The organism is Staphylococcus equorum (assembly GCF_029531845.1).
GTDB lineage: Bacteria > Bacillota > Bacilli > Staphylococcales > Staphylococcaceae > Staphylococcus > Staphylococcus equorum_C.
In genome coordinates, this window is sequence record NZ_JAMBPV010000011.1 from 35,010 (window position 1) to 54,110 (window position 19,101).

A 19,101-nucleotide genomic window follows, 5' to 3' on the forward strand; every position below is an offset into this window, starting at 1 on the left:
AAGTTATTATATCGAAGTAGCGGCTTTTTTTATATTTTTAATTGTTGGATAATTTAATATTTATAACAATTGTGAGATACTTATTAAAATAGCGTAGTAGAAACGTATGTAGTAGCAATTAAACAATATATTATGAGCTATTGTACAGGGGGAGTATTTATGACAGATATTATAATTGTACATTCAAAAATTGGAGATGCTACAAATCATTGGTATAAATGGTTAGCTAATAATCTTATTTTAGAAGGTTACAATGTAACATTATTTGATTTACCAGTAGAAGAAAATGATAATCTTGAGCAGTGGGTGGAAAGAATGAAAGACCAGATCACTGTTAAAAAATATGAAACGTATTTTATAACACATGGTTTTGGCACTTTAGCGTCACTAAAGTATATAGAAGAAATGAATATAAACCACATCGAAGGATTGTTTAGTGTTGCAGGCTTTATGGATGACGCGGAAGAAATAGATGCCTACATCGATCCTGAAACAAAAGCAATCGATTATGAGATTGTTAAAAATAAAGTAGATCAATTTTATGGTTTATGTTCTAAAAATGATGAATATGTATCATACTTAGAAACTAAAAGATTAATGGATACATTAAATGGTGTATGTAAAGTAACAGAGAACGGCGGCCATTTTATGGAAGATGACGGCTTTACCACATTCACAATTTTACACGGAAAAATGCAAGGTATCATGAGTAAGTAATTTATTATTTAACATTGAAGAACATTATTTAACTAATTATTGTTCTTTAATGTACAAAGCTGAATGTAATGACATTACTATAAATGTAGTATTTAAGTATGAAAACAATAGAATTTTGTATAAATAAGGAACTAAAGATAAAATATTATTATTATATTCCTTTTTTACACAAAATAGTTCATAAAAGTTATTGACTAAAGTGTCGGGAATTTATATACTAAGTTAGTATTGATTGATAGGAGATGTGCAAACATCAATTATCGCATTAAAGTTTTAACTCCTGATTAAGCCAATGTAAATTACTTTTAAAAAGTTGTTGACATTAAGTAAAGATTTATGGTATATTAATTGGGTAGGCGTCATTAATATTATTACCGCGGGATGGAGCAGCGGTAGCTCGTCGGGCTCATAACCCGAAGGTCGGTGGTTCAAATCCGCCTCCCGCAATTTTTTATTTTAGGTCTCGTAGTGTAGCGGTTAACACGCCTGCCTGTCACGCAGGAGATCGCGGGTTCGATTCCCGTCGAGACCGCCATTATCATTATGGTTCAGTAGCTCAGTTGGTAGAGCAATGGATTGAAGCTCCATGTGTCGGCAGTTCGACTCTGTCCTGAACCATTTTTTTAAATATTAACTTTGGCGGTTGTGGTGAAGTGGTTAACACATCGGATTGTGGTTCCGACACGCGTGGGTTCGATCCCCATCATCCGCCCCATAATCATTAATAAGCGGGTGTAGTTTAATGGGAAAACCTCAGCCTTCCAAGCTGATGTTGTGGGTTCGATTCCCATCACCCGCTCCATTTTAATTATTCCACAGTAGCTCAGTGGTAGAGCTATCGGCTGTTAACCGATCGGTCGTAGGTTCGAGTCCTACCTGTGGAGCCATATGGCCCCGTGGTCAAGCGGTTAAGACACCGCCCTTTCACGGCGGTAACACGGGTTCGAGTCCCGTCGGGGTCATACAAACAGAAGTGAAATATCGCTTCTGTTTTTTTATATTATATTGGAGAGTTGTCCGAGTTGGCCGAAGGAGCACGCCTGGAAAGTGTGTAGACGTCACAAGCGTCTCGAGGGTTCGAATCCCTCACTCTCCGCTACGTGATTATGATTACCCTCATTACTTATCATTCCTTAGAATGTTGATGTAGTGGGGGTATTTATTTCGTCTAATTATTAAAAAGATAACTACTTTTTCATAGTGAAGCGTTTGAAAATATGGCTGATAAACAAAGAAATTGTGATTTTTAAACTTAAAAACTATACTGAATTAGAAAATAGAAAGCTTGAAAATCATAATTATGGGGGCTCATACTTGGAAAATAGAATAGATTATTATGAAATTGCTGGAGAAGAAATGGCATTAATAATGGATTTGGAAAAACAATTAAAGAAAACATCTATTAATAGAAAGTTACGAGAGTTGATTAAAATACGTGTCTCTCAAATAAACGGCTGCGCTTTTTGTATTGGTATGCATACTGCAGATGCTAGAAAAATGAAAGTATCAGAAGAAGAAATTTATTTATTAAACGCATGGCATGAAACAAATATATATTCTGTAAAAGATAAATTAGCTTTTAAACTTGCAGAAGCAGTGACGAATATTACTGTGAATGGCGTTACAGAGGATCTATTTAACGAAGTTCGTAAAGCGTATACAGAAGAGGAGTACACAGATTTAATATTAATCATTAATCAAATTAATATGTGGAATAGATTATCTATCTCTATGGGTAATAAACATATCGTGTAATTCATAAATTTATAGAAATAGTAAAGGAGAATCAATAATTTAATATAGATTCTCCTTTATTATTTAGTACATTTTAATCGTCTTGTTCATTGTTTAGTACTTTACCACTTTTAGCATCGATTGTAATTTCATGTTTAGTGCTGTCATCTTTTAAGTCTAAATCGTAAACGAGTTTGCCGTCGTCTTCAGATAGTGACCATTCCTTGATCTCACCATCAAATTCTTTTTGTCCTTTTTTGATAGCATCTTTATAATCGATGGCATCACTATACTTAAAGGCTTCATTTTCATTTATTGAATCTTCTTTTTCAGTTTCTTTATTTAAAACCTCTTTGTTTTTATCGGAAATGATAACTTCTGATTCTTCACCATTTTTTTGTTGTTCTATTTTATAAGCCCATTCACCATTACTCTTTTCATAAGAGATGCCTTTTAAATCTTGTCCGCTATATTCATCTTGTGCTTTTTTGATAGCATCTTTAGGACTTGTTTTGATTTTATCTAAAGTAATAACTTGTTTATCTGTGTCTTTATTACTGGAGTTTTCAGATTTAGTATCGCTCTCGGAATCTCCATTACCACATGCTGCAAGCATGATTCCTGAAAGCGCAACGGCAGTCACCAATTTTAACTTCATTTTTAACACTCCTTATAAATGATTCATTGATTAATCTATACCCAGTAATAATACTTTTAAACTATAATTTAAAATAAAAAATAGTTTTTTGAGAAATTTTAGCGTGGGAAAATTTATATTCTTGAGTATGAGTAATAAAAAATGTAAATTAAATATATTTTCTATTTATGAAATTGGTATAAGTATACAAAAATAAACCACTTATATGAATAGGTGGTCATTTTAAAAATTGATATTGGATTAATGCGTAATACATTAGTAAGTGATTTCACAAATAATATTTATTGCTTTGTAGCATTGACGTCAATATAGCCAATCCATCTATTTTTAGTGTCATATATAGAATAATACTGTTTTTTATTACCTAAAGTATAAATATACTTTAGGTAAATGTTTGATTATAATAATGTGTGCTTATATTGTTTTGATTATCAAAATAAAGGTTGTTTCATATAGGGAAGTTTTTTCTGAAACCTTTACTTTTTTATTAAAGTAAGTTGGTGTTAAGTCAGTAACATCTCTTTTATTAAAATACCCAATCCATTTATTTTTATTATCGTATAGAGATAAATATGTATGTCCATTATTGCGTTTGAAAAAATATTTTGCTTTATAGACATTACCTAATTTAATGTTCTTTAATGAGATTTTTTTTGGAAAATAGAAAGTCACTCCATACTACAATTTTTTCTTTGTTTAGTTTTAAATCTTCTTGCTTCAATGCTAAGTAATGTCTATTTTTATAATTAAAGTTTTCCAATTATATCTTTAACCACCTTTTAATATTTTATCTGCAGTCATCAGAGCCAACAGGTTATTTTGACGAATAGCTTCCAATTTCAAATTAAATATAGGCGTTACATATGTATCTGCTGTTCTAGGAATTTCATTTATGGCTTTTGATAAATATTTAAGCCATTCTTTTTTCTCTTTATAACTCATTTTGCTAATTGAAAAATGCTTATTCTGTCCATGTCTAAATAACCTTGTCGTATACTTCGCTGCAAATTTGTCTCGGAGTATACTATTTTTGTATACTTTACTGCAATATATAGTGTTATAGATATTGCTTATAGTAGAAAAGTATTGTTTCGGTGTGCTTTTCTTAGTAGATAGATGATTTTTTGTTGAGAAATCATTCACAACAATGTAGTATTCATAATCAGTTTTAATAGAATAATTTTCTGAATTCATAAGGAATTCTATAGTGAAAAGTTGATCCTCCGCAGTTTTAGCATTTGTTTTAAAACGAATTTTATTTTTATGTATAACATTACTTTTAAACATTTTTAAAACTGAAAGTGCATAAAATAAACTGTTTTCTAGAATATCCGCTTTTGGCACATTACCATTCTCAAACACTGCTTTCGGAACACCTCTACCTTCTCCTTCAACACCATACTTACCAATGATTAAATCACTATTATTTTCTTTTCCATAAGTGTATAGGTCCTCTAACGCTCTTTCGTGCAAGTAATCATCAGAATCTAAGAAGAAAATGTACTCTGAATTACTCATGCTTATGCCTTTATTTCTTGGGGCACTCGCGCTTCCTGTGTTTTTATTTAATTTTTTAAATTTTATTAAATGGTTATAATTAACCCAATATGCTTTAATAGTTTCTATAGTTTCAATATCATTTGAATGATCATCTATAATTATTAATTCAAAATCTTTTTGGCTCATAGTTTGATTTAGAATTGAATCGATAGTACGAGAAATCATCTTCCCGTTATTATATGTAGGCATGATCACACTAACCTTTTTCATAAGAAATCACTCCTTTAAACTAAAATAGCAAAGTTAAATATGAGATGGAATAAGATTTAAAAAAGTGTAAAAATATAACTGCAAATGTAAAAAAATAGATGTATGAAAATTCAAAAGCTATTTGAAATAAAAACAAACATTTAAAAATATGATATATGACTGAAAATTTAACTTATAAAACCTTTGCGTAGTCATAAAGTTAAAGCGAATATTTGGACCATGTTAAATAATAATAAAAGCGTTATAATATAACATGAGATGGAGGAATGTAGGCGTGGAATTTTGGTTGAAAAAACAAGCAGAACTAAATGGAAAAAAGGTGTTTATAGATGATGGAACAAAGCAAATTTCATTTAAAGAGACATATCAATATGCTTCGGTATTAGCTTATCAATTAAAACAATTAGATAAGCGAAGAATTGGATTATATATCGATAATTCGATAGCGTCTGTCATTTTAATTAATGCAGCATGGTTAGCTGGTATTGAAATAGCTATGTTAAATACGCGGCTGACTAAAAAGGAAATGCTTGCACAAATGGCATCAATTGAAGTTGATACTGTGATAGCGCGAGAGCCGATACAATTAGAAGGCATTCAGATACTTAATTATGAAAACTTATGGACTCATTTGGATGATAATCAATTTGAAGCGTCATTTTCAATAGAGCGTATTGCCTCTATTATGTTTACATCAGGGACAACGGGACCTCAAAAAGCTGTGCCACAGACATTTAGCAATCACTATGCAAGCGCAAGTGGCTGTAAAGAAAGTCTTGGATTTGATCAAAATACTAAATGGCTATCGGTATTGCCTATCTATCATATTTCAGGATTAAGCGTAATATTAAGAGCGTTAATTGAAGGTTTTACAGTTCGTATAGCATCTAAATTTAATTCTGTTAATATGTTAAATATTATAAAAGAAGAATTACCCACACATGTGTCACTTGTGCCACAGACATTGAAGTGGTTAATGGATAAAGGATTTGACCAACCTTATCATGTTCAAAAAATATTACTTGGTGGCGCGAAACTCTCAAGTTCTCTGATTGATCAAGCACTTCAAAGTAGATTGCCAATATATAATTCTTTCGGTATGACAGAAACGTGTTCACAGTTTTTAACTGCATCTCCGGAGATGTTATCACACCGTTATGATACAGTAGGTAAACCGAGTGAAAATGTTGATGTAAAAATTAAAGCTCCAAATTCACTAGGTCATGGTGAATTGTTAATCAAAGGTGATAATGTTATGCAAGGTTACCTATACCCTGAAAATAAGCAAGATATCTTTGAAGCAGGTTATTTTAATACTGGTGATATTGCAGAAATAGATGACGAAGGTTATGTCATGGTTTATGATCGCAGAAAAGATTTGATAATCAGTGGTGGAGAAAATATCTATCCTTATCAAATTGAGTCAGTAGCTAAAAATTATAATGGCATAGAAGATGCGATGTGTGTCGGTGTAGAAGATACTACGTGGGGAGAAGTCCCATATTTATATTACGTTGCGAATGTAACGATATCTGAGACACAATTATTAGAGTATTTTAGTCAAAACTTAGCAAAATATAAAATACCTAAGCAATTTGAACGTGTTGAAGCATTACCTTATACGTCAACAGGGAAGCTACAGAGAAACCGTTTGAAACTTTAAATACGAGGTGCATATGAAATTACAGGCAGTGAAATTATACGAATATAATGCTAATTTTAAATATCCTATTGTGACGCCGAAAATTAAATTGATTTGTCGAAAGGCATTAATCATTGAATTGATCACTGATACGGAACAACATTATTTTGGAGAATGTAATGCTTTTGAGACGGATTGGTATTCGACAGAAACGATAGAAGTTGTGCGTCAACAAACAGAGAAATGGATTGAACAATACCAAAATGACACGTTTAGTCATTTTGAAAAGGCACAAGCAACATTAGAAGGTTTGACGGCATATCCAGCTACTAGAAGTATGCTGGTGATGGCTTTCTATCAAATGTTTTATGAAATGTATTCATTTAATGTTCCTTATGGTGCGACGGTAAGTGGTTTGACTGAAGGGAATTTAAAGCAACTTGCAGATACACAACCGCAACGTGTTAAAATAAAATGGTCACAGCATATACTACAAAATATTGAAACGTTAGAACAATTAGATTTTCAACCTAATATTGCAATAGATGCAAATGAATCTATTCAAGATGATGAGTCACACAAGTTAAAACAACTTGCTAATAAATCGTTACTCTATATAGAAGAACCTTTTAAGTCATTAGAAAAACTAGAGTGTGTTACTAAGTCAGAATTACCACCAATTGCAATTGATGAAAAAGCATTATCTCAAGATGAAATTATGAAAATTATCGATCATAGCCCTATTGATGTAGTTGTGTTGAAACCATTTAGACTAGGTGGGATAGATAAAGTATTAGAAATCATTAACGTTTTAAAACCGAAAGATATCAAAATTGTTATCGGGGGTATGTATGAATATGGATTAAGTAGATATTTCACTGCATTACTAGCTCAATACGCTGATTATCCAAGCGATATCACACCAGAAGGTTATTATTTTAAAAATGATATAGTAAATAATGCAGGCATATTAAAAGGAGATTCAATATATTTTGAACCTCCCGTAGTTAATACAGCACAATTAAAGCACGTATATTAATCTTTTTTATTTTCCTTTTTCTTTAATGGTACTGGGTCAAAACCACCTTTATGAAGTGGATGACATTTTGAAATTCGTTTAACACCTAACCACGTACCTTTAAATGCACCATAGACTTGTATCGCTTCTCTTGTATATTCAGAGCAAGTAGGATAGAAACGACATGTGGCAGGTGTCATTGGCGAAATGAACCGTTGATAAATACGTATGAGTCCTAGGAACAATGTCTTCATTATAATTTTGCCTCCAACAAATAACTTAGCATAGATAGTTTAACATAATTAAAGGGAGAAGGATGAACGTGAAGTTTAAAGATAGCGAAAATGATGATGTGTTTTTATCCTATAAAAATGGCGGAGATCATGCTGATGGTAATCATGTCCTGATTATCCCTGTATTTCAAGGACAGTTGCTGTTTACCAATCATAAATTGAGAGGCATAGAGTTCCCCGGTGGCAAAAAAGAAGTAGGAGAATCCAGTGAAGTAGCAGCAGCTAGAGAGTTATTCGAAGAAACAGGTGCAACGATAAAGCAGTGTAATTATATTGCGCAATATCGTGTAGAAAGACAAAATGGAATAAGCTTTACTAAAGATGTATTTATGGTTGTCGTTAAAGATATAGAGCAACAAAGTGATTACTTAGAAACAAATGGCCCTGTGTTTTATAATAACGTGTATGATATTCCAGAAGAACGCAAAAGCTACTTATTGAAAGACGCAGCAATTTTACAATGTTTAGAGAGAGTGATGGAGCTTGGATTTTATTCATAGAAAACGTATGCCAGTTGAAGCACCAGCGCATTTTTTTGAAGAAGTCACATATAACGTCGACGCGTTAAAAGTTCGTGGTCTCTTAATGGCGCCTAAAGAAGATGTTAAAAGAATTGTAATTTATTTACGTGGTGGAAAAGGGCAAGTCGGTATGGTACGTACAGGACGTTTAATGCAATTTGCAGATAAGCATACATTAGTATTTGGCCCGTATTATCGCGGAAATAATGGCAGTGAAGGAAAAGATGCATTTTATGGCGACGACTTAAACGATGTTACTGTTGCTATTAGAATGTTAAACCAAATGTATCCAGAAGTACATATTCATATGGTTGGATTTTCTAGAGGCGGTTTACAAGGACTATTAACATTTCAAGATTTACCAATATCCAGTTATATTATATGGGGCGGTGTCTCTGATATATATTTAATGTATGAAGAGCGAGTTGATTTAAGAGGCATGCTTAAACGTATGATTGGTCATCCTAAAAAGAACGTTGATGCATATAGGAAACGAGATGCAGTCTCCCAAATTACTGAGAATAGCCCACCGATTTTAATAGTACACGGTGGAAAAGATTATCAAGTTGGTATTCACCAAGCATATTATTTAGCGGAACAATTGGGCCGTATAGGCACAACTTATCGCACATTTTATCAAATAGAAGAAGGACATATTCCTAGACCCTTTGCGTTACAAGCAACATTATTTACAATCAAACAATGGATGGCAGATGTTGAAAGTAAGCATATTAAACAAAACTATAATGAACAATAAAAGGCATGAACTACAATTCTTTCGTAGTTCATGCCTTTGGTATTGTTTTAAATTATTTGAAACCACCATTGTTGGCTAAATCTTCTACTTCTGTACCGAATTTTTCAAAATTATGTTTAAAACGGTTAATTAAATCTTGAGCTTGCTCTCTATATGCTTCTGGCTTACTCCAAGCATTAATAGGGTTTAGCAATGTTTGTGGAACACCTTCAATTTCTACTGGGATATCTAATCCGAACATGTCATCTTGCATGTATTCAATATCACTTAATTGCCCAGTAATAGCTTGGTTTACCATTTGTCTTGTGTAGTTAAGGCTGATACGACGTCCGAGCCCATATTGGCCGCCAGTCCAACCTGTATTAACTAGATAAACATCGACATCATGTTTATCAATTAAATTTCCTAATAGGTCTGCATAAACTTTTGCGTTGAGAGGTAAGAATGGTGAACCGAAACAAGTTGAGAATGATGGTTCTGGCTCTGTAACACCACGTTCTGTACCAGCTAATTTAGCTGTGAAACCACTAAGGAAATGGTACATTGCTTGATCTTTAGATAGTTTAGAAATAGGTGGTAATACACCAAAAGCATCAGCAGTTAAGAAAATAATTGTATTCGGGTGTGCTGCTTTAGATGGAGTAACGATATTATCAATATGATCGATTGGATAAGCAGCTCTTGTATTTTCAGTGTAGTAGTTATCATCGAAGTCTACATCACCATCTTCGTCGACAACTACGTTTTCTAAAATTGTACCATATTTAATTGCGTCGTATATTTGTGGTTCTTTTTTATATGAAAGGTTAATTGCTTTTGCATAACAGCCACCTTCAATATTGAAAATGCCATTTTCATTCCATCCATGCTCATCATCACCAATCAGTTTGCGTGTTGGATCAGCAGAAAGTGTTGTTTTACCTGTACCAGATAAACCGAAGAACAATGCAACATCACCTTTATCGCCAACATTAGCCGAACAGTGCATGCTCATGATTTTATCTTTAGGGAGTAAATAGTTCATTACTGAGAAGATTCCTTTTTTCATTTCTCCAGCGTATTCAGTGCCACCAATCAATATCACTTTATGCTTAAAAGAGGTAATTATAAATGTTTCGGAGTTTGTGCCGTCAACTTCAGGAACTGCTTTAAAAGAAGGTGCTGAAACAATAGTGAAATCAGATTTAATTTCACTAGCTTCTTCTTTAGTGCTTGGGCGAATGAACATATTTTGTGCGAATAAATTATGCCAAGCCAACTCATTAATTACAGTGAGTTTTAATTGTGAATCCTCATCACTACCTGCATAACCATTAAATACATAAAGTTCATCTTTTTTGTTTAAATGAGCTAAAACTTTATCATACAAATTTAAGAAAGTTTCTTCTTCGATAGGTTGATTTATATTACCCCAATCGATGTCATCTCTATAGGATGGTTCATTTACAATAAACTTATCTTTTGGAGAACGACCTGTGTATTTACCTGTTTTAGCGTTAATTGCTCCTAGTTCAGTTAGTGCACCCTCATCATTATTTAAAATTTTGTTATACAACTGTGTTGTAGATAATTGAAATAATGATGATGGTTTGTCCAATATACTTTCAATCTTGCTTGTGTATGTGTATGTATCTACCGCCATACTAATCCCTCCAACGCTATTTAGTTAATGTAAGCCTTTACAATTAAAGAGTATAACACATATGAGTTAATAGTCCACATCATATTAAAAGGAATTTTAAAGAAATATAAGTAAATGTTAAATTGACAATATATCATAGATTAGGTACTATAGGACTTAACGGATTCTCTTATCCTGAGTGGCGGAGGGACATGGACCCAATGAAGCCCAGCAACCTCTTCTTAATTGAAGAAAGGTGCCAAACCGTTTGCAGACATATATCGTCTGAACGATAAGAGCGAATGGACGTATAAGGGCCTTCTCTCTATTTAATATAGTGATGAAGGCCTTTTTTAATGAGCTCAACAGAGAGAGAATTTTCGTAATTTAAAACTAAAGGAGCAAATTATGACATACAATAGAAGATTATTCACTTCAGAATCTGTAACAGAAGGGCACCCGGACAAAATAGCGGATCAAGTGTCTGATGCAATATTAGATGAGATATTAAAAGATGATCCTAATGCAAGGGTCGCTTGTGAAACTACGGTAACTACTGGTATGGCGTTAATTTCAGGTGAAATATCTACAACGACATATGTTGATATTCCAAAAGTAGTAAGAGAAACAATTAAAGAGATTGGTTACACACGTGCAAAATATGGTTATGACAGTCAAACTATGGCCGTATTAACTGCCATTGATGAGCAATCTCCTGATATCGCGCAAGGTGTTGACACTGCATTAGAGTATCGTAATGATGTTTCTGAAGAAGAAATTGAAGCAACTGGTGCTGGCGACCAAGGGTTGATGTTTGGTTATGCTACGAATGAAACGGATACGTATATGCCGTTACCGATTTTCTTATCACATCAACTCGCTAAGAAATTATCTGATGTGCGTAAAGATGAGATATTAAAATATTTACGTCCAGATGGGAAAGTACAAGTAACGGTTGAATATGATGAACAAGATAAACCACAACGTATTGATACTATCGTTGTTTCTACACAACATGCGGAAGATACTGAATTACAACAAATTCAAGATGATATTAAAGCACATGTTATTTACCCGACAGTGCCTGAAGATCTTTTAGATGAAGAAACTAAATTTTATATTAATCCTACTGGTCGTTTTGTTATTGGTGGTCCACAAGGAGATGCTGGACTTACAGGTCGTAAAATTATTGTAGACACATATGGTGGATATGCTCGTCATGGTGGCGGTTGTTTCAGTGGTAAGGATCCAACAAAAGTTGACCGTTCTGCTGCTTATGCTGCACGTTATGTAGCGAAAAATATTGTAGCGGCTAATTTAGCGGACAAATGTGAAGTGCAATTAGCATATGCAATTGGGGTTGCTGAACCAGTTTCAATTTCTATTGATACGTTTGGGACAAGTAGCGTAAGTGAAAATGAATTAGTAGAAGCGGTACGCACGCATTTTGACTTAAGACCTGCCGGCATAATTAAAATGTTAGATTTAAAACATCCAATATATAAACAAACAGCTGCTTATGGTCATTTTGGCCGTACAGATATCTTATTGCCATGGGAAAAATTAGATAAAGTAAACTTATTAAAAGATTCTGTAGAAGTATAATAAGCTAAAATTTAATTTTATGGACTTTTCTATCGAATGATGAGCTATTATCTATTATAATTAAGTTACTGAACACATAAAGGAGCGTTTTTGTTATGAATTCATTAGGACCAATAGAAATTGGTTTGATTGTGGCAATCATCGTAGCAGTCATTTGTTTGATATTATTTATGCTTGCTTTAAAAAGTAAAAAGAAAGCGCAAAAAAAAGCTGAAGAGCAATATAAATCTAGAGAACAAAAATTAAGCGATGAACATGAAGAAGAGTTGGAAAAGGAAAGAATAGAAAATAAAAAAACAGTAACGAAACAAAAGGAAGAATATGCAGCTACAGTTAGTTCTAAAGACAGAGAAATTGATGCCTTGAAATTATTTTCTAAAAACCATAGTGAATATGTAACTGATATGAGATTGATTGGTATCCGTGAACGTCTTGTAAATGAAAAAAGAATTCGTCCTGAAGATATGCATATTATGGCTAATATATTTTTACCTAGAAATGAATTTAGTGATGTTCAACGTATTAGTCATTTAGTATTGACTCGTACAGGTCTATACATTATAGATTCACAGTTATTGAAAGGGCATGTATATAATGGCGTTAGTGCAGCCCAATTCAAAGAACAACCAATGATGGAGCAGGTATTTAATACTTTAGATCTTGATAAACACACGCCACAAACACTTGTGTTAGATCAAAATGAAGATGCGCAATCATTATCGTTTGTAAATTATACATCGCACTTAAATGAAATAGAAAAACTTGCCGGTGATATTCAAACAGAACTTAATTTAAAATTCACACCAACTACTATTTTGTACTTCAATCCTAAAAACGAAGGTGCTGTAACGATTTCAAATTATGCACAAAGTTCAAATACTAAGGTGCTAGTGGGTGCTGAGCAACTTGATGAGTTCTTTAATAAATTTGTATTCCATGGTCGCATTCAATACAATGTTGAAGATTTACAACGTGTTATGGATGAAATAGAAACATTTAATTAAGGAAAATACTTAATTTAAAAACGGATAGGTAGCCATATAGGTTATCTATCTGTTTTTTTGTTGGATTTTTAAATACATGATTAATGTGTTTAATGGGTAATTCAAGATTATTATATTAATTAAAGTCCTTTTAATTTATAATTTAAAGGAAATTGATTAATATAATAGTTATCTAAATAGAAAAGGGGATTTTAATTTGGAACATGTAACTTTTTATAATGGCAATGAAATGCCAATTGTTGGTTTAGGTACGTTTCGTGTCGAAAACAGTGACGAATGTAAAGCGTCAGTAAAACATGCGATAGAAAGTGGTTATACACATATCGATACGGCAATGGTATATGAAAACGAAGAAAAAGTAGGGGAAGGTATCGCAGAAGGGTTAGCGAATACAGGTAAGCATAGAAGTGATTTGTTTATCACATCTAAATTATGGTTAGTAGATTATGGCCGTGAACATGTTGCTGATGCTTATGAAACGAGTTTAAATAAACTTGGATTAGATTACCTAGACTTGTATCTCATGCATTGGCCAGGTACAGATGAGGCTTTAATGATAGATACTTGGCAAGGTATGGAAGATTTATATAAGAATGACAGAGTGAAAAATATTGGGGTAAGTAATTTTAAAACGGAGCATTTTGAAGCGCTGTTAGCCCAAGTTTCTATTAAACCCGTAATAAATCAAGTTGAATTCCACCCATATTTATTACAAGAATCATTAAGAAGATATTTAGAAGTACAAAATATTCATATGGAATCGTGGTCACCACTCATGAATGCACAAATTTTAGAAGATGATACTGTAAAAAGTGTTGCCTCTGAATTAGGAAAATCACCAGCCCAAGTGATTATTCGTTGGAACATAGAACATGGTGTTGTAGTAATACCTAAATCAGTTACGCCTTCTAGAATAGAAGAAAATTTAAATGTATTTGATTTCCAATTAACATCAGTACAAATTGAACAATTAGATAAACTAAACGAAGATAGAAGAATAGGACCAGATCCATCTGAATATAGTGGACACTAGTATTAAAAGAAGTAGAATGCTCATAAATATGCCATTCTTAAATTAAAAGCATCAATCTATTAGTTTTACTAATAAATTGATGCTTTTTAAATCTTTCAATTTTGAAGGTAAATGATTAACAATTTTATAATATAGATGGTGATTAGAGTCATTAATTTGTGTTGTATCTATCTGCATCTAAAATTCAATAAATTATTTAAATAATGATATATCCTAATAAACAGGCTAAAAATGCAACGCCGTATTGTAGTGAAGAATAAATTAAAAAGTTGAATATGTTCTTTTCGGATGTTAGTAAATTGACTAACTCTGAAGACAAAGTAGAAAAAGTAGTTAATCCTCCGAGGACACCGACAATTACAAAAGGATGAATCCAATATATATTTAATGTCATACCCATCAATAAACCGATTATTAAACTTCCCAATATATTAACAATTGGCGTCGCAATAGGTAACTTACTGTCAAAACTGCGAGCGCAAACGTTAGTAACAAATCCTCTGATTACAGCTCCGAGACCACCACCTAACATAACTAACAGCAATTGTGTCATGATAAACGTGCCCCCATTCTCACGCCGATAGAACAGACGATAATACCTAATATATAACTACTTAAAGCATACAAAACCATTAATAAATACGCCTGTTGTTCTAAAAATGAAACAAGTTCAAATTGAAAAGTAGAGAAAGTAGTGAATGCTCCTAAAAATCCAGTCGTTATACCTTTTTTGAGTAATGGATTATTTCTAAAATACTTTATAGCCATTGTTCCAATAAGTCCCATTAAAAAAGCACCAAAAATATTAGCAATAAATGTGCCAGTCGGGAATTCAGTAGTGTGATTAATGTATGTTAATAGATATCTTAATAATGCACCAACCGCACCGCCTATAAAAATATATAAGTACTGCATTGTTTTTATTCTTCCTCTCGACAAAAAAATAAAAAAACTACAAAAGTATTATAACTTTTGTAGCATTAATTAGAAAATAATACCAAACGTTGATAGTGAAGCAATAATATGAATGATAAGCACTACTAATATCACATAAGGTAATATTTTACTTGGTTTTCTAACCCAACCAGAATTTTCATGTAAGTGTTTAATTGATTTATCTGCAAAAATAATTGAAATTATTAAAATAATAGCGTTAATAATACTACAAACAAAAATTAATTTGATCATTGAACTAAAATGCATAGTAATTAGAGGATTTCTAGTATTAAAATACAAGCTAATAATAACCAATAAACTAGATAAATAAAAATAAAGTTTTGAACGTGCCATATTTACCTCCTAGTACAATTCATTAAATAATAATACCATAGATTTACAAAAAATTAACTAATTTGTAAATTTATAATATATATATATTTAGATTTATAGTAAATCATAACTGTATAGAGCTTCAAGTACGCTTAAGGTTTCTTTTTACTCTAAAGATTTTGACAATTTAAGCAAAAAATTAGAATTTAGTGATTAATGGTGGTATAAATGAGTTGTATGGTTAATAACCGTTATAAAAATAATTCTTTATTGAATTATTTATTTAAGTCAGGAGGAATTAGTAATGGCAAAATTAAATGTTGAAGTGTTTGCAGATGGTGCAGATATTGAAGAAATGAAAACAGCTTATAAAAATAAACAAGTAGATGGTTTTACTACTAACCCTAGTTTAATGGCAAAAGCAGGTGTAACAGACTATAAAGCTTTCGCAGAAGAAGCTGTTCGTGAAATTCCTGATGCTTCTATTTCATTCGAAGTATTCGCAGATGATTTAGAAACAATGGAAAAAGAAGCTGAGATTTTGAAACAATATGGTGAAAACGTATTTGTTAAAATTCCAGTTGTAAACACAAAAGGTGAATCAACTATTTCTCTAATTAAAAAATTATCAGCAGACAATGTGCGTTTAAATGTAACTGCTGTTTATACTTTAGATCAAGTTAAAGAAATTACAGAAGCTGTAACAGAAGGTGTTCCAACTTATGTATCAGTATTTGCTGGCCGTATTGCTGATACAGGTGTAGATCCAGTTCCATTGATGAAAGATGCAGCAGAAGTAACACATAGTAAAAAAGGCGTTAAATTACTTTGGGCAAGTTGTCGTGAAGTAATCAATGTAATCCAAGCGGATGAAGTTGGCGCGGATATTATTACATGTCCTGCAGACGTTGTTAAAAAAGTTAATAACAACCTTGGCCGTGATGTTAACGAATTATCAGTTGATACAGTACAAGGGTTTGCTAAAGATATTCAAAGTTCAGGATTATCTATTCTTTAATAATAAATTAAGAAATTTAAATTTCAAATAATAAAAAGCTGAGGCAATTCATTCTAAATGAGTTGTCTCAGCTTTTATATTGAGCATAAGCTTAGGATGCTCAGATATCTGTTATACTGTTGAGGTCTTAAATTTAAAATACATATACTAACTTGTTCGATTAAACTATGAATGATAAGAGGGGAAGGTTATTTATGAAAATACAACAACCTAAAATAGGTACAAATTTAGAACTTAAAGAATTAGAAGAAATCTTTCGAGATGAAGATGATATAGTTGAAGTTGCGAAAATACAAAATGCTAATTTAAGTAATAAAGTTTTAGAACGATTTGTAGTTTATGGTTCTTATATCAAGGATTGTGATTTTTCTAACTCTGATTTAGGTCGTGCTGATTTCACAGATGTTATTTTTGAAAATTGTGATTTTTCGAATACGAAAATGGATCATGGTTCCATACATAGAGTGACATTTAAAAGCTGTCGTATGACTGGAACTTTATTTAATTACATGAAGTTTGGAAATATAGTGTTTGATGAAGTGAAAGCTGATTTTATAAGTGTTGTGGATTCTAAGATAGAAGTAATGGTGACACAAAAGAGTAACTTTGAAAATGCTGAATTTCATAATTCAACTTTGAAAAAGGTAGTTTTTGACGATAGTAATTTAGAGCATTTATCGATTTACCAAACCCCATTAAAAGATTGTGATTTAAGCCAATCTTATTTTGAGTCATTTGTGGTTAACAAAGAAGACTTATTAGGTTGCAAAGTTTCTAGAAATCAAGCTGTACAATTTGCTGCATTAATGGGCTTAGTTATCGTAGATTAGATAAAATTAAAATTAATATAAATATTTAAAAAGTTTTTGAATTTAATTGAATAACCCGAATAATTGATTTATTATTTAATAAGTAAATAGCACTGTGGAAGTTCTAAAGGAGAAACATTTATGAAACTAAATATCTTTAAACAAAAAGTGAAAAAGCAATTATGGTTTTTAAATAAGAAAGAGAAAAATCAATTGAATGAAGTATTAGAGAAAGTTACTGAGTCAAGTGACGGAAAAAGTTTTAATCGTCCTATTGCATTTTCTAACCAATTTTTAAAAGAATATGTCTTTAGAGAGAAAGTTGTATCATCAACACAATTATTTACATTACTTATAGGTATTTTAATCACTTATATCGTGTTATTAGGCTTATTTTTATTTGGGTTTCTGACGAGTCTATCATCTGTTCAATACTTTATTAAACCTGAAGTGGAATTATCTACTACTACCGTTATTTTGACTTTGATTGGCTCAATTTTGCTATTGATTGTCAGTTTATATTTAATCAAAATTGTAACTGCCTATTTTACGAAAAAACTATTAGAATATAAGCATAATAAGGCTTTATAGTTGAATAGTGTTATGTTAAATGGTGAGAAAGTGTTAAACTTTCTTGCCATTTTTTATGAATAAATACATAGGAAGCATTGACAGTAATATACGTAGCATTCTCAAAATATATAATCGTTTGTGTTCCTTTTGACTTTAATCCAGTGACTGAGAGTGCGTTAATATAATATTGTATTGGTGACCGCTGTGGTTTGACTGGAAATAATGTTATATCGCTATTAATAAATATTGGAACGAGCTTACGTATTTTCAATAAATGTTTGGCTTGTTTTGTTTGAAGCGTTAGAGATAAATGTTGTGATTCTAAAAAATAATTTAATGTGAGATTAATTGTAGTAGGGTAAGTGAATTGGTGTGTAGTGTATTGGCAGATTGTTAATATTTCTGGTCCCGTTACTGTTTTGAAATAAAGTAATTTAGTGAGTGGAGTCATAACGCTTTCACCTCAATCTTCTGAATAGAATTTCAAATATTTTTGTTGAACTCGTTTTTGATAATTTTTCAAAGTAGAAACAGAACAATTTAAAAGTTCTGCAATTTCATATTGTTTAAGTCCTGAAAATTTAAATCGTAGCCATTGCTGTTCTTTACTAGTCAATAATGATAGAAAATGTTGGAAAACTAACATGCTCTCGTAATCACCATTAATTGAAGTGACGTTAACTTCTTGTTCTAAAGCATCAACTAGAGGTAGAGCATGGTGCATGCGAAAAAGGTCTATCAAATAGAAATTTAATCGTGAATATAAGAAGCTGTTTAGTGAGGTACGTTTTTGTGAATTATAGATTTTGGTTAGCCCCCACATTTTAATCAAGAGGAGTTGAGCATATTCATCATAATTGTACTGAATATTGTATTTTTTTAATAGATAATGAATAATATGTTTGTACTTTTTATAGGTTTCTTCAAAGGTCATTCATTTGCTCCATTGTCGTATATACAACATATATTTCCGGATGTAATTATTTTATTATAAGAAATAGTAATTTTCATTTGCCAAATAGCTATAATAGGTGTTAAATAGTAGTCATAAGATAGATA

21 protein-coding genes, 8 tRNA genes and 1 riboswitch are annotated in these 19,101 nt (G+C 31.8%); of the genes, 20 read left to right on the plus strand and 9 right to left on the minus strand.

Annotated features, from left to right (window positions below):
* The first annotated feature begins 159 nt into the window (after positions 1–159).
* From M4L39_RS11915 to M4L39_RS11960, 10 genes are all read left to right on the plus strand, one after another.
* Positions 160–717 (plus strand): RBBP9/YdeN family alpha/beta hydrolase, encoded by a 558-nt coding sequence (locus M4L39_RS11915; RefSeq protein ID WP_277582211.1) that lies wholly within the window; start codon positions 160–162, stop codon positions 715–717.
* Between the two features lie 375 nt (positions 718–1,092).
* Positions 1,093–1,164, plus strand: a tRNA-Met gene (locus tag M4L39_RS11920).
* A gap of 12 nt (positions 1,165–1,176) precedes the next feature.
* Positions 1,177–1,252: transfer RNA gene (locus M4L39_RS11925), tRNA-Asp, on the plus strand.
* 10 nt (positions 1,253–1,262) lie between these two features.
* A tRNA-Phe gene (locus M4L39_RS11930) sits at positions 1,263–1,335 on the plus strand.
* A gap of 21 nt (positions 1,336–1,356) precedes the next feature.
* A tRNA-His gene (locus M4L39_RS11935) sits at positions 1,357–1,432 on the plus strand.
* A gap of 13 nt (positions 1,433–1,445) precedes the next feature.
* Positions 1,446–1,519: transfer RNA gene (locus M4L39_RS11940), tRNA-Gly, on the plus strand.
* A 10-nt stretch (positions 1,520–1,529) separates the two neighbouring features.
* Positions 1,530–1,604: transfer RNA gene (locus M4L39_RS11945), tRNA-Asn, on the plus strand.
* Positions 1,605–1,607: 3 nt separating this feature from the next.
* Positions 1,608–1,679, plus strand: a tRNA-Glu gene (locus M4L39_RS11950).
* A gap of 45 nt (positions 1,680–1,724) precedes the next feature.
* Positions 1,725–1,813: transfer RNA gene (locus M4L39_RS11955), tRNA-Ser, on the plus strand.
* A gap of 218 nt (positions 1,814–2,031) precedes the next feature.
* Entirely contained in the window at positions 2,032–2,472 is a 441-nt protein-coding gene (locus tag M4L39_RS11960; protein WP_277582212.1) for a carboxymuconolactone decarboxylase family protein, read from the plus strand.
* 73 nt (positions 2,473–2,545) lie between these two features.
* On the opposite strand, the gene M4L39_RS11965 is transcribed toward M4L39_RS11960, so the two are convergent.
* Together M4L39_RS11965 and M4L39_RS11970 are read right to left on the minus strand one after the other, a co-directional pair.
* On the minus strand, positions 2,546–3,109 hold the full coding sequence (locus M4L39_RS11965) for a PepSY domain-containing protein (RefSeq protein WP_277582213.1): 564 nt from the start codon (positions 3,107–3,109) through the stop codon (positions 2,546–2,548).
* 768 nt (positions 3,110–3,877) lie between these two features.
* The gene (locus M4L39_RS11970; protein ID WP_277582214.1) at positions 3,878–4,879 is read right to left on the minus strand and encodes a glycosyltransferase family 2 protein; all 1,002 of its coding nucleotides are present in this window, start codon (positions 4,877–4,879) and stop codon (positions 3,878–3,880) included.
* 274 nt (positions 4,880–5,153) lie between these two features.
* Here M4L39_RS11970 and menE point away from each other — a divergent pair, with 274 nt between their 5' ends.
* Positions 5,154–6,542, plus strand: coding sequence for an o-succinylbenzoate--CoA ligase (gene menE / locus M4L39_RS11975; RefSeq protein WP_277582215.1), 1,389 nt, complete (start codon positions 5,154–5,156; stop codon positions 6,540–6,542).
* 13 nt (positions 6,543–6,555) lie between these two features.
* A complete protein-coding gene (gene menC, locus M4L39_RS11980; RefSeq protein ID WP_277582216.1) occupies positions 6,556–7,560 on the plus strand; it encodes an o-succinylbenzoate synthase in 1,005 nt (334 codons plus the stop codon).
* On the opposite strand, the gene yidD is transcribed toward menC, so the two are convergent.
* Positions 7,557–7,793 (minus strand): membrane protein insertion efficiency factor YidD, encoded by a 237-nt coding sequence (yidD, locus tag M4L39_RS11985; protein WP_277582217.1) that lies wholly within the window; start codon positions 7,791–7,793, stop codon positions 7,557–7,559. The genes menC and yidD overlap by 4 nt on opposite strands.
* Before the next feature lie 62 nt (positions 7,794–7,855).
* Between yidD and ytkD the strand changes: the two genes are divergently transcribed.
* Positions 7,856–8,332, plus strand: a complete 477-nt coding sequence (gene ytkD, locus M4L39_RS11990; RefSeq protein ID WP_277582218.1) for an RNA deprotection pyrophosphohydrolase — start codon at positions 7,856–7,858, stop codon at positions 8,330–8,332.
* Positions 8,316–9,110, plus strand: coding sequence for an alpha/beta hydrolase family protein (locus tag M4L39_RS11995; RefSeq protein ID WP_277582219.1), 795 nt, complete (start codon positions 8,316–8,318; stop codon positions 9,108–9,110). The genes ytkD and M4L39_RS11995 overlap by 17 nt, the downstream gene beginning before the upstream one ends.
* A gap of 52 nt (positions 9,111–9,162) precedes the next feature.
* Here M4L39_RS11995 and pckA read toward each other — a convergent pair whose 3' ends face one another.
* Positions 9,163–10,752 (minus strand): phosphoenolpyruvate carboxykinase (ATP), encoded by a 1,590-nt coding sequence (gene pckA, locus M4L39_RS12000; protein ID WP_277582220.1) that lies wholly within the window; start codon positions 10,750–10,752, stop codon positions 9,163–9,165.
* Between the two features lie 166 nt (positions 10,753–10,918).
* Positions 10,919–11,030, plus strand: a riboswitch (SAM riboswitch).
* A gap of 109 nt (positions 11,031–11,139) precedes the next feature.
* Between pckA and metK the strand changes: the two genes are divergently transcribed.
* The 3 genes from metK to M4L39_RS12015 all read left to right on the plus strand — a co-directional run bounded on the left by metK (position 11,140) and on the right by M4L39_RS12015 (position 14,373).
* The gene (gene metK, locus M4L39_RS12005; protein WP_277582221.1) at positions 11,140–12,336 is read left to right on the plus strand and encodes a methionine adenosyltransferase; all 1,197 of its coding nucleotides are present in this window, start codon (positions 11,140–11,142) and stop codon (positions 12,334–12,336) included.
* A gap of 95 nt (positions 12,337–12,431) precedes the next feature.
* The gene (locus M4L39_RS12010; RefSeq protein WP_277582222.1) at positions 12,432–13,340 is read left to right on the plus strand and encodes a nuclease-related domain-containing protein; all 909 of its coding nucleotides are present in this window, start codon (positions 12,432–12,434) and stop codon (positions 13,338–13,340) included.
* 196 nt (positions 13,341–13,536) lie between these two features.
* A complete protein-coding gene (locus tag M4L39_RS12015) occupies positions 13,537–14,373 on the plus strand; it encodes an aldo/keto reductase (protein ID WP_277582223.1) in 837 nt (278 codons plus the stop codon).
* Between the two features lie 196 nt (positions 14,374–14,569).
* Here M4L39_RS12015 and M4L39_RS12020 read toward each other — a convergent pair whose 3' ends face one another.
* From M4L39_RS12020 to M4L39_RS12030, 3 genes are all read right to left on the minus strand, one after another.
* A complete protein-coding gene (locus M4L39_RS12020; RefSeq protein WP_277582224.1) occupies positions 14,570–14,926 on the minus strand; it encodes a fluoride efflux transporter FluC in 357 nt (118 codons plus the stop codon).
* Positions 14,923–15,288, minus strand: a complete 366-nt coding sequence (gene crcB, locus M4L39_RS12025) for a fluoride efflux transporter CrcB (RefSeq protein ID WP_277582225.1) — start codon at positions 15,286–15,288, stop codon at positions 14,923–14,925. Before crcB ends, M4L39_RS12020 begins: the two co-directional genes overlap by 4 nt.
* A 69-nt stretch (positions 15,289–15,357) precedes the next feature.
* The gene (locus tag M4L39_RS12030; RefSeq protein WP_277582226.1) at positions 15,358–15,663 is read right to left on the minus strand and encodes a hypothetical protein; all 306 of its coding nucleotides are present in this window, start codon (positions 15,661–15,663) and stop codon (positions 15,358–15,360) included.
* A gap of 283 nt (positions 15,664–15,946) precedes the next feature.
* Between M4L39_RS12030 and M4L39_RS12035 the strand changes: the two genes are divergently transcribed.
* The 3 genes from M4L39_RS12035 to M4L39_RS12045 all read left to right on the plus strand — a co-directional run bounded on the left by M4L39_RS12035 (position 15,947) and on the right by M4L39_RS12045 (position 18,060).
* Positions 15,947–16,660 carry a transaldolase gene (locus M4L39_RS12035; RefSeq protein WP_057512490.1) on the plus strand — a complete coding sequence of 238 codons (714 nt, stop codon included), beginning with the start codon at positions 15,947–15,949 and terminating at the stop codon, positions 16,658–16,660.
* A 194-nt stretch (positions 16,661–16,854) separates the two neighbouring features.
* Positions 16,855–17,490 carry a pentapeptide repeat-containing protein gene (locus M4L39_RS12040; protein WP_277582227.1) on the plus strand — a complete coding sequence of 212 codons (636 nt, stop codon included), beginning with the start codon at positions 16,855–16,857 and terminating at the stop codon, positions 17,488–17,490.
* Between the two features lie 120 nt (positions 17,491–17,610).
* Positions 17,611–18,060, plus strand: coding sequence for a hypothetical protein (locus tag M4L39_RS12045; RefSeq protein ID WP_277582228.1), 450 nt, complete (start codon positions 17,611–17,613; stop codon positions 18,058–18,060).
* 10 nt (positions 18,061–18,070) lie between these two features.
* Here the strand turns inward: M4L39_RS12045 and M4L39_RS12050 are convergent, their stop codons facing one another.
* Both M4L39_RS12050 and M4L39_RS12055 read right to left on the minus strand, forming a co-directional pair.
* Complete coding sequence (locus tag M4L39_RS12050) at positions 18,071–18,493, minus strand: competence protein ComK (protein WP_277582229.1); 423 nt, start codon at positions 18,491–18,493, stop codon at positions 18,071–18,073.
* A gap of 12 nt (positions 18,494–18,505) precedes the next feature.
* On the minus strand, positions 18,506–18,976 hold the full coding sequence (locus tag M4L39_RS12055; protein WP_277582230.1) for a sigma-70 family RNA polymerase sigma factor: 471 nt from the start codon (positions 18,974–18,976) through the stop codon (positions 18,506–18,508).
* Between the last annotated feature and the right edge of the window lie 125 nt (positions 18,977–19,101).